Origin of the sequence: Rhodococcus sp. MS16 (assembly GCF_013277795.1) — a bacterium.
GTDB classification, from domain to species: Bacteria; Actinomycetota; Actinomycetes; order Mycobacteriales; family Mycobacteriaceae; genus Rhodococcus_F; species Rhodococcus_F globerula.
In genome coordinates, this window is the sequence record NZ_VBTM01000036.1 from 1 (window position 1) to 10,686 (window position 10,686).

Sequence of the window (10,686 nt, forward strand, 5' to 3'; positions counted from 1 at the left end):
TTCCTCCTGTGTCCATTATCGGACACGAAACTCACACAGACACTGGACTTCTACACGGGGACCCAACCAATCTGACCGAGTGCGGTGCGCAGGGTTTCACGCCGTATGTCGGCTTTGGCTTCGATCAGGGTTTCGGCGGTGTCGTCGAACACGTCGATCGACAGGACTGTGGGTATTTCGGTTCGGTCGTCGATCGTGATGGTGCGTGAGCTGACGACGCAACCCGCGGATTCGCGATATGCGACGTACAGGTTCTGTAGGGCCGCTTCGCGTCGCAGTGAGCGTCGTTCTTTTTCGGGATCGGGTGCAGTAGTGGTGAATTCGGCGGTTTCGTTGCGTTCGACCAGCCGCCTCTGCACGGAAACCTCCACATGTTCGCGGCGAGGAGCGGATGGCTTCGCAGCGTAGCGCCGTTCGACGGCGGGAAGAGTAGGTAACGGATAGAGGTTCAGGTTGGACCGGAGTTCGTCGATCGAGCCTGGCGCGCCGGATTCGGTAATCAAATTCGTGAGGAGTGCGAGAGCTTCACGTGTCCATTTCGGGTCGGTGTCGATCCGGTCGGACACCGCTTGACTGAGTCCGCCGCGGAGGTCGTCGGCGATGTTGCGGCTGCGCAGGTGACGTCGCGGTGCATCGCGAAGGTTTTCGGGAATACGGAGGTTCCACCAAGAATGTCCTTCCAACGCGATCCACGGATATTCAGGGTCAGGGGCGGTGTCGGAGACCGCGAATGGGGCCAGGAGTGTGCCGAGTTCGGTACGCATATCCCGCAGCGCCGGTGCCGGGTCGAGACCGCGTTGACGGCGGGCGAGGGCCCAGAGCAGCACGATGTACTTGTACGGGGCCCGGACGACACCGTCAGTGTGGGTACGGGTGGTGGCCAGGTCCCACAGCAGTCCGCCGGTGGCGCCGTCGTCGTCGCGGCAGTCGACGACAAATCCGAGTGCATCCAAATTTTTCACGACGGCAGCTTTGCCTCCGGTGAAGTCGCCGCTACGCAGAAACGCGGTTGTGGCATGGCCGTTGGCGACACCGACGATCGCTTTCGAGTCGTAGAAACGTCCCTGGTGTACCAGTCGGAAGTTCTTGGATGGACGAAATCCCGCGTCGGACAGGAACTGTTGTTGCCCTTTCCGATCGTGATCGGCGATTGCCGTCAGGATCGATTCGGTTGTGATCGCTGCCCAGTTCACCTTCGTAGCCACGAGGTGCACTGTAGGGGTGTGCACCGACGATCTTGTGTTCGCAGCAGGATGTGGACGTGGTTGTAGTGTTGTTTGCAGGCCACCGCGCTTCTCAAATTCACAACAGGTCCCGCGCGGGTTTTACGAATTTCGGCGTTGCACCAACGAAGTCAGAGCCTCCCGATTGATCTCGAGGACGCGCAGTGCTGCTTCGTGCGACGCCTTGGCCTGCGCAAGCGATTCGAGTGCACCCGGCACGTCGTCGACGTTCCCCAGAAGTGACTCGGCTCCGGCGCTGTGGCGGTGCGCCTGCTCTGCGTATTCCTGTGCTTTTCGGGTCCGCGCAAGAGCGCGTTGACGGACATGTTCTTCGTCTTTCGCCCGTGCGACCGCGGCGGCTTTCGCCTTCGAACCTTTGCCACCAGGACTCTTCAGCGCAGTGAGTTCGCGGTCATACGCGCGTTGCATATTCCGGGACCGTACCCAGGCGCTGGGTTCCGGCTCGGCCCCGGTCTCAGCGACGATCATTGCCCGGGATCCTGCGACTGCTTCGAGCCCGCCGTGCAGGGCACCTGCTACTGCGTCGGGGTTTTCCGTCACCGCTCGGCCCTCGATGAAGAAATGGTCGACGTGATCGTCAGTCATCGTTGCTTCCCTTCCTGGTTGAACTGGCGGACTGTTCGAGTGAGCCGATCTTCCGATCGCGTTCGGCCGTTGTGCGCGGCGGTGTCAACCTGTTCCTGCGATGCACCGATATGCAGGGCGTGTCGTGTCCAGCCTTCGAGTACGAGCCGCGAGATCAGGGTGTCTTTCGCTCGATTCTGTTCGCTGTGCAGTCGTGCCGCATGCTCGCAGACGCGATCTAAGGCGTGCTCCGTCCACTTCGATCGCTCCGTGCTGTAAGCCTGGGAGGCCGGGTTCACCCACACCTGGTCACGGAGTTCCTCACGATCGAGCCCTTGCTCGACGAGCCAGTCGATGCCTTCCGCGCGACCGGACCCTCGTGGTAGCCATGCAATGACAGCGGTAAGTCGTTGTTGCACAGAGAAAGTAATGTTCCATGGCACCGTCACGGTGCGGGTGCCTGTGCCGGCCTTCCACCGTGCCCACGGAAGTGGCAGCCGACGAGCGACGGTCAGTTCGAGTTCGTCGAACTGACCATCTGCGATACCGAGCTCGTCGGCGTGGACGAGCCGCACCAGATCAGCCGACCGATCATCGAGCCACACCCACTGGCCGTCCACCACGCCGTCAGGACACAGACTCTTCGGCATCTCAACGATCCGGCTCAGGGACACCAGAAGTCCGATACGGCGCCGTGTCTCGACCGCGACGATGCCGTCTGCGAGCGGTTGGACCTGTAATACCGGCCCCCAGACGCCGTCTGCGGGCAGTTCGGCGACGTCAGAATGCGCATCTCCCAGAACTTTCGGACCGAGGCCCGCGAATCGGGTGATTTTCAGATACAACCCGAATTCGGAAGTAGAGTCCGCAGCCCGGAAGCCAACCTGCTCGTCGAACCGGGTGTAGACCTCATCCGCTCCGGCACTGTCACTGCGTGAGAGCTGGAAGTGCGCGGCGATGAGCACAAATGCCGGTACTTGCAGTTGACGGTGTCGGAACGACAACTGCACTGTGTGCGCGGCGCGGATCGACTCGTTCAGTTCCGGATGATCGGCCAGGAACCGGTCGAAGTCTGCGTCTGAGCGCAGATCGATAGTCTGGTTTTCGGCTCGTTGCCACAGTCGAATTGCACGGCGAGCCGATGCGACCTGTGTTGATGTCAACGGGGTGTGTTCGTCGGGTGCAACGGTCATTCGGGACCTCCTGGGCGGATCGGTGTCTGGTCTACAGGGCTGCAGGTCTTGGGCGTGCTGTGATGGTGGAGCGGGGGAGGTCGACACGCAGAGCCTTGTAGAGGTGTGGACCGGTCGAGGATGAAGGTGATCGGCATGTCCATGCAGGTGAAATGTCCGAATGTTGATTACCTCCAGCCACATTGGTGGATGCACTCGACGGATGGCTCGTTGCTCTTATTCCGAGAGTTCAGAGAGGTGCCGAAGGCTCGGTGTTCCGTAAGTCATCTGGACATGTTTATCGGGACACGTCCGAAAGCGCCTGGCGCCGCAGTTGTCGAAGTTGACGTCCGTCGGCGAGTTGCCAGTCCCGCCAGCCGTGTCGCTGTCGGCCCATGATTTCGGTCAAGGGTGCTGATGGGTGGCCGTAGCGTTTTCCGTCGACTTCGAGTGATCCGTCTCGTTTGACCGTCGCGATGTAGGTGCGGTTGCGTTCTGTGTCGTGGTAGCTCAGCTTGTCGCCGACTTGCAGGTGCCCGAAGAGCATGAGTTGCAGGATGTCGTCGTCGTAGGCGATCGGGGCGAAAGACGGCGCGATGGGGTCGGTTTTCCTTGTGAGCGTGGAGGATTCGGATGTCACATCATCTCGGTCTCCGTCTCGGTTGCCGTTCTGCTCGGTCGCAGGTTGTGTGAATGTGGTGGCTGCGCTCTCGAGGTGATGTTCTGTTGTGGGCGTAGTGATCTCGGCTTTGTCCGCTTGTTGGTTTCCTGAACCGACGAGGTTGCCGATCCCTCGGCCCACCCACCCGAGTCCGGATCCGACTCCGGAGACACCGGCGCCGATCGCTTTTCCTGCTGCACCGGCGACGGCGCCGCCGGCGGATGCTGCTCGACTTCCGACCTCCGCTAATGCGTCGACAACGCTGGGGCTCTCGTGGTCGGTCCATCCCATGACCTGACTGCCACGTACCTGCGCGAAGTCGTCGAGGTCGTCCTTGAGTTTGACGATGTCGTGTTTGAGGTTGTGGGTGGCGCCCCACCGGAACCCGTCGAGTCGGTGCATTTTTGCGAAGTGTGAGAGCTCCGACCGCGCGTGCAGCAAGAGTTCGCCGTCGCGTTCGAAATGTTCGGCCAGCACTGTGCGTGCGTCGTCGAGCACCATCTGCAGATGCTGCGGCTCGGTGGCCTGCACGCGGGCGATCCGCAGCCGCTGCCACAGATACAGCGACTGTTCACTGACGACCAACAGGTGTAGGGATTCGCCGAGGCGGTTTTCTTCGATTGCCCGGCGGAGGTAGTCGGCGCGGTCTTGGACTGGGCGAGTGGCATCGAACCCGGCCAGGGTGCGTTTGACGTGTTCGCGGAGGCGTTCGATGGTCACATTCAGGGTGGGGCGGAGTCCGGCGACAGATTCCCAGTCCGCGGTCGGCAGGGCTCCGTGTTCGTCGAGTGTGGTGACGAGCCGATCCAAGGTCGTGAAATGACCGACCACGTCACCGACGCGGGACGCTTGGGCGAGGACGAGGACTTGTTCGACTTTGCCCTCGACGCGGGCGATCGATTCGTTCACCGACGCTATGGCCACCTCGAGCGCGACCTGCACCGCGAGCAGCTGCAGGGACAGCGCTTGGGTGGGGCCGAGGGGCACTTTCTGCCACTGCAGTTGCTGACGGAACTTTCCTGCTTCGTCGACGACGGTCATTCGGAAAAAGCCGCTGTCACCGGGCAACACCTTGTACGTCTTCAATGCCTGGACGCTGTCCGGGGACAGTCGCACGAACTGGCCAGCCTGGGCGGCAATAGCTTTCACTCCGACGGCGGCAGCAGCAACATTGGCCATCGAGGTCTTGCTGACGCCGGAAACAGCGAGTGCTTCGCCGGCGAGGTCGGTCAGGCGCGCGAGATATCCGGCTACGACCTCCGGATCCCCGGCAACGAGGATGCCTTCCGGTTCGACGGAGACAGCGAGTTCGTTGCCGGGGCCGGTGCTGTCGGATACGTCCAGTGCAGCAGTGCCTGGCCGAGTGAAGTCTGACGGTGAACTGCTTGACGAGGGCGTCTCGTTCATCGATGTCCGCTTTCTGATGGTCTGGTGGTTTTCGGTGGAAAGGATCTGGGCGATCGTGGTGACTGCATTGGCGAACCGCTCCCGTCCGCCGGGCGAGTTCAAGCCTCGATCGGAGCAGTGCGGAATATTTCCGGGTACGACATACACATCGCGTTCGATGCCGGCGCGTTCCCAACCGTCTCTTGCGGCGACACCCAACAGCAGCACGATTTCCAGATTCGGGCACAGTGCGACGAATTCGCGGGTCCACTCCGCTGCTCGGGCACGTTCGGCCGGGGTGGATCCACCGTTCTTAAGGCCCGCGACGGGGAAGGGGACCACGTTCCAATGCACGACATCGCTCCAGGAGACGCCTGCACGTTCATAGGCTTCGCGGCAGTTGCGTGCGGTGCGGTCGTTGTTGTCGAGGCTGAGCAGACCGGATCCGGTTCCGGCTTCGGCTTTCGTCGACGGATTATCCAGCAGAACAAGGACTCTCGCGTTGGTTCCGCCTTGGTCCGGATCCACGTAGGGCACGTGCCCGTGGGGGAGTCCGACAGAATCGGCGATCCGATCCGCGAGCGAGTTCAAAGGTGCCACGTGGTTGTCGCGAATTCGAGTCTTCTTCTCGGCGACAACCGCGGGGTCGGCGTTGCGTCCGTTACTCATGATGGTGAGTGTGCATGATCGCGTGTACTCCTCGAAGCAGTGCTCAGCGGATTCCCCGTTCAACGCCTGCGTTTATGAACATGCTGGGGGCGATCGCGCGATGACAATCGAAAAACGACGTGCCGATGATTTCACCGCTCTGTTGGCGGGGTGAAATTACTCGTTGCCGCGAAATCCTGGGTTGGGACCAGTAACACTCCATCGCAAAAATTGATCGACTGACGGTTGCAACTGGTTTCGATCTTCAAGGTTAGCGTGAGCGTTTCCCCACAATCTGCGCGACAGTAAAGGATGTGACACATAGTGCAGCGCCAGAGAGGAGAACGACCCAAAGACCCCATCCGACGGAGGGAGAAACGGGCGTCCGCATGAGTGTAGTTTCCAGGTTGGATAGGTTCGTGGCATCCACGATTCCAATCGCGACGGTAATTGCGCCGACAGCTGGTGCGACCCACCGATCACCGAACTTTGCTGTGCCACCTCGGGAGAGAATGGTGAACAGGGTGATTGCCGCAACGACGGCGAGGATCAGTGTGAGAACGCCGTCGCCGTCTACCCCCGCCTTGGAGAAGGTGAAAAGGGTTGCCCACGGCCCCAAGCTGCCGATAATTATCCCGAGGCAGGCCAGCAAGGCTGCAATCATGTTCGGCATGTAGTTAGTAGGCAGGGATGGGGGCGCTTGCGCAGGCCCGACGGGAGGAACCCCTACAAATCGTTTTTCGGCTTCCGGATCTGACGGCGGTACGTACGGCTGCGATTGTTCGACTGGGGGAGCCTGATGTTGGGAAAGCCAATATTCCGGCGGCCTGGGTTCCTTGCCAGGTTGACCGAAGGGCGAGTTAGGTGGATATGTCATCCGATGGACCATCTTCCTTGTCTTATTCACCGCTACGATCGAGCACCAATTGGATTGTAAAGGTAATGTATATAAGGGTTTCGGCTGGTGTCGATTGATGAGCATCTAGGCTGCGCTATGCAGAATGCAAAGGGCTGACCTGCGCTTCGGAATGATGACAAATTTTGGCGAGACGATTAGAGACTCGAGATTGATGCATTGATGGCGGGTAATCGGCGAGGGATGAGAGTTCCGCGTTAACTATTCGTGACGGATCAGACCACGTAGAGCTTCGTGGTCCGCAACCGCAAAGTATGTCATTGGCATCTAAATTAAATTTTGACTCCTTCCAGCATCGCGTTCAGGAATCAGGTGCCAGTGGCAGGCTTCGTCGTGCCTCTGATGTTTTAGGCCGTTTCATCAGTGTTCGCGATCTGGGCCGCGCGGCGTATACACGCGCAGTGCGACGGACAGCAGACCAGTCGATCCGCAGCACACGGACGGTCGTGTCGGTGGGTGCCAGTATGGTGCTGTGTAAGCATCTGAGCTGCGGCGACCGGTCAGAACCCTGCAGTGCGCCGTCTTACCGAGGAGACAGCGCATGGGGTACACGTCCGTCGTTCTTGATGACATTCGAAGTCAGTTGGCGCCTGCAGATGTTGTGTTGAAGGAAGCCCGTCAGCGTCGTGACATCGTCAGACGAGCGGCAGAGTCGTTTGTAGGCGTTTTGAAGTCGTACGGCTCCGGTTCCCTCGCTCATGGCACTGCGAACTGCCCAATCCACCGCCGGGACAAGGGATTGGATGCAGATTGTGGTGTCGTCTTGGATCGCCGCGTCCACCAGTCGCTAGGGCCTGACTCGGAGGAGAACGTGGGCCCGGATCGCACCGTCGCAGCAGTGCTGGAGCACCTTCGACCTAAAGTCCTCACTCAGTATCCGGCAGCGACCTTCGAGATCACCAAGCGAGCACTCTTCATCGAGTTCCACGAGCCGATGGCCAGTGGCGAAGACCCGACCGTTGACCTGGTCGTTGGTCTCCGCCGGCGCGACGAAGGTTTGTGGATTCCCAACACCGAGCAGCACCGATGGGATCCGTCTCACCCGGAGAAACACACCGAACTGTTGACCGCAGAACCGAAATCATTTCGGGTCACGCGGGCACGGGCGATTCGACTCGCGAAGGCAGAGAACAAACGACCGGGACGGCGTCCGAATCCTCCCCTGTGCTCGTTCAACCTCGAAGCGTTGGCGCTGATGTTCGTTCAGCAAGGACAGGGTGTTCCTGCCGCCTTGCTTCAGCTGTGGGAAAGCGGTGCCAAGGATCTGGCTCGTCGAAATACTCCGGACCCGGCCGGCGTCTCCGCGCCCATCAAGGTCTCCGATCGCGACTATGCCGTCGAGCGGCTCACCCAGGCCGCAGGCACACTGCGTGCAGCCCTCGAATGCGATGACGACGAATATCAGGTGCGGGGGCATCTCAGTCGACTGTGGCCGGATTTCGTTGCCCCGACACCCTTTGGAGAGACCAAAGCGCGTGTCGCGGCGCGGTTGCAGGCAGGCAAGCCGTTGGCCGTGACCAGCGTGGGCACCCTGGCCGCAACTGGATCGGCTCTCAAACAGCCAAGGTCCTTCGGCGCCCGTGGAAGCATGCGCAGCGCTCGTCCGACGGGGAGCAGCGATTGATCGGCACTCCGAGACGGCCCTGGTCTTGGCTGGAGGACACGTCACGGCGGGGCCGAATCGAGGCGCATGCACGCCGTGCCTATCCAAGCCTCACGTACACACGGCGTCGGCGGGCGGGACGCCATGTCAGCATCTACCGAGCCACGGTGGACGTTCCTGGTTATGAAGAGCGAGACGTGACCATCGAGTTCGACCACAAGTATCCCTCGACCCCCTCAGTTTTCGCTGACGGCCCTGCAGGACTTGCCGACTCACCGCACAGGTACCCGGATCGGGCGCGTACACACTTGTGCATCTGGCACCCGAAGGATCCTTCGTCTCGTATTTGGGTTTTGGAAGATGGTCTTCTCGCGCTGTTCGGTATGGCGGCCGAGCACTTGTTCAAAGAAGCATGGTGGCGCGAGCACCATCAGTGGTTGGGCGAAGAGTATCCCCACGATGAGCTAAGCCCCGGGAAGAAAGCACATCGATGACCACACCAATCCCCACACCGGATGAGTCTTCAGACCAGGTAGTGAGCCCAGCGACAGCGGTGCCTACTACGACCCCCGCTGACGTGACTCCGCCCCAGAACAACGGGGGCAACGCTGACGTGTTCGTATCTGGCGCCGTGATCGCAGCCGTGCTGGGCGCCGTGATCAATATTGTTCTCGCCCGGTATAAGGACAGAGCGGAAGACCGCGCGCGTCTCCGCAAGACGTTCGCCGAAGCTTTCGAGGCCGCGATGCAGTACAAAGAATTTCCGTACGCCATTCGCCGACGTCGAGCGGACGAACCTGCCGCCGAACGCGTCCGCCTGTCAGAGGAGATGCGTGCCGTACAAGCCAAATTGTCGTACTTCGAAGTGTGGACCGACGGTGAGTCGAATGCGGTTGGAACTGCGTACAAGGACCTCCTCACAAACCTCCGACGCGTGGCGGGGACGGCCTGCAACGAGGCATGGAATGCGATGCCTGTTCAGGATGATTCCGGCATGAATTTATCCTCGAGCGTGGTCGATCTTTCTGCGCTTAAACCATTTGAGAAGGCATACGTTGAAGCGGTACGTGACCACTTCAAGCCCTTCTTTCGTCGCTGAGACAAAACTGAAGCCCTCTAGGATCTAAAGGGAGGCGTGTGGGGTTAAAGTACACCAATCCTATTGGGCCCCAACAAAAATATCGACCTTTGCAACTCGAACTCACGTGGGGTTTCAAACGCGCCCGGTTTCCGCAGCACCTACGCCGTCGAGGTGCAGGCCGCTGTCGGATTCGAGTTCGTGGATGAGACGTTCACCGTGACGGTTGGCGCTCCGGAGGGCTTCGATCAGGCTGCGCGCCGCGCAGTCCGTCACTTGGTTGCTCGTGCGGGTGAGTGGAATGCCGACAACCCTGATTCGATTGCTCCGCGTCTGGAGGACGCGGACGCTTATCGCGTTGTTGCGGTTCGCGTGAAGCGTGGATCAGTTAGCCGGAAGAGGACCGGCCCGAAGCTACCGGGCCGGTCCTCTTCGTTGTGTGCTGCGGAATGGCCTCTCACCGTGTGGTGGGGGCTTTTTCGTGTGTTGGGGTGGGGTTGTTTTGGCTATTGCTGGTTGGTGAGTGTGAGGAGGAGCTGTGAGAGTAGTTCGGTGGTGGCGTCGGCGAGGCAGTCAACGATGTAGGCGGTGAGAAAGGTCTTGATCGTGTTCGGTACCCGTTGGGCGAGGGTGCGGAGCTGCTCGCTGCGGGTGGGGTGGTGGTTGTCTGGGGTCTGGTCGTCGTGTTCGTGCATGGCTGCTCCTCGTAGTGGATTGGAGTTCCGCGTGGGTGCGTCCTCATCTCTTGTTGTTCGGGCTACGGGCGAGATCACATGTTCGTGTAGGGGAGTTGTGTTGTTGCGGGCTTGTGACCTGCGTAGATGCACGTCCCGGGTGGTGTGTTCGTGGAGTTGGGGCGCCAGCGAATTGGGGCCGGCTGATGGGGCCGGTGGGGGTGCTCGGGTTCGGTGGTGGGGGAGTGTCGGGGTGCTCGGTGGGGCGTATGTGGGCCGATTTTCGGATGTTTTTGAATATTGTTGCGTTTCACTAACTTTGGGTGATCTATTGGTGGGTAATCGGTTTCGACGGTTACGCATGAAAATATTTTGTGGAGACTCAAATTGTATTGTGGTGGTTACGATTTCGACGTTTCTAGGTTATGTGATGTTTTGCGGTTTGGGGTGGGGTCCTGTAGGGTGGGAAACATGATGACGATGAGTCGGCAGACGCGAGACAGGGTAGCTTCGAGCGACCCTCGCCCCTCCCCAGCTTCGTTTGGTACTTGGGTACCGGTTTCACTGTTCCGATCAAATACGTTGGTGACAAAGATAATTCAGGAATTTAGAGGAGCGAAGCGAGTCGATCGACGGCAGCCTGGCTGTACCCACCGCGAGCCGCGCAGCGGCTCCCTGGCGGGGAGCGGAGCGAGCCGCTTCCGCTCCCGATGCTCCGCATCGGGAACGGAAGCGGCTCG

Annotated in this window: 9 protein-coding genes and 1 pseudogene; 2 read left to right on the forward strand and 8 right to left on the reverse strand. The window is 60.3% G+C overall.

Annotation, left to right across the window (positions count from 1 at the left end):
• Positions 1-50: 50 nt before the first annotated feature.
• From FEZ60_RS32175 to FEZ60_RS32195, 6 genes and pseudogenes are all read right to left on the reverse strand, one after another.
• Positions 51-1,205, reverse strand: coding sequence for a hypothetical protein (locus FEZ60_RS32175; RefSeq protein ID WP_172937949.1), 1,155 nt, complete (start codon positions 1,203-1,205; stop codon positions 51-53).
• Between the two features lie 120 nt (positions 1,206-1,325).
• Positions 1,326-1,829, reverse strand: coding sequence for a hypothetical protein (locus FEZ60_RS32180; protein ID WP_172937950.1), 504 nt, complete (start codon positions 1,827-1,829; stop codon positions 1,326-1,328).
• Complete coding sequence (locus FEZ60_RS32185; RefSeq protein WP_172937951.1) at positions 1,826-3,001, reverse strand: hypothetical protein; 1,176 nt, start codon at positions 2,999-3,001, stop codon at positions 1,826-1,828. The genes FEZ60_RS32180 and FEZ60_RS32185 overlap by 4 nt, the downstream gene beginning before the upstream one ends.
• Positions 3,002-3,278: 277 nt before the next feature.
• Complete coding sequence (locus FEZ60_RS33240; RefSeq protein ID WP_346343434.1) at positions 3,279-5,048, reverse strand: hypothetical protein; 1,770 nt, start codon at positions 5,046-5,048, stop codon at positions 3,279-3,281.
• 39 nt (positions 5,049-5,087) lie between these two features.
• Positions 5,088-5,696, reverse strand: a pseudogene (locus FEZ60_RS32815) (uracil-DNA glycosylase); the annotation flags it as partial.
• Between the two features lie 250 nt (positions 5,697-5,946).
• Positions 5,947-6,348, reverse strand: a complete 402-nt coding sequence (locus FEZ60_RS32195) for a hypothetical protein (RefSeq protein WP_172937953.1) — start codon at positions 6,346-6,348, stop codon at positions 5,947-5,949.
• Between the two features lie 784 nt (positions 6,349-7,132).
• On the opposite strand from FEZ60_RS32195, the gene FEZ60_RS32200 reads away from it, so the two are divergent.
• Positions 7,133-8,215: a hypothetical protein gene (locus FEZ60_RS32200; RefSeq protein ID WP_172937954.1), complete on the forward strand. Its 1,083-nt coding sequence runs from the start codon at positions 7,133-7,135 to the stop codon at positions 8,213-8,215.
• A 556-nt stretch (positions 8,216-8,771) separates the two neighbouring features.
• Positions 8,772-9,293, forward strand: coding sequence for a hypothetical protein (locus FEZ60_RS32205; protein ID WP_172937955.1), 522 nt, complete (start codon positions 8,772-8,774; stop codon positions 9,291-9,293).
• Positions 9,294-9,407: 114 nt separating this feature from the next.
• Here FEZ60_RS32205 and FEZ60_RS32210 read toward each other — a convergent pair whose 3' ends face one another.
• Together FEZ60_RS32210 and FEZ60_RS32215 are read right to left on the reverse strand one after the other, a co-directional pair.
• Positions 9,408-9,548 carry a hypothetical protein gene (locus FEZ60_RS32210; protein WP_172937956.1) on the reverse strand — a complete coding sequence of 47 codons (141 nt, stop codon included), beginning with the start codon at positions 9,546-9,548 and terminating at the stop codon, positions 9,408-9,410.
• Between the two features lie 230 nt (positions 9,549-9,778).
• Positions 9,779-9,967, reverse strand: a complete 189-nt coding sequence (locus FEZ60_RS32215; protein WP_172937957.1) for a hypothetical protein — start codon at positions 9,965-9,967, stop codon at positions 9,779-9,781.
• Positions 9,968-10,686: the final 719 nt, after the last annotated feature.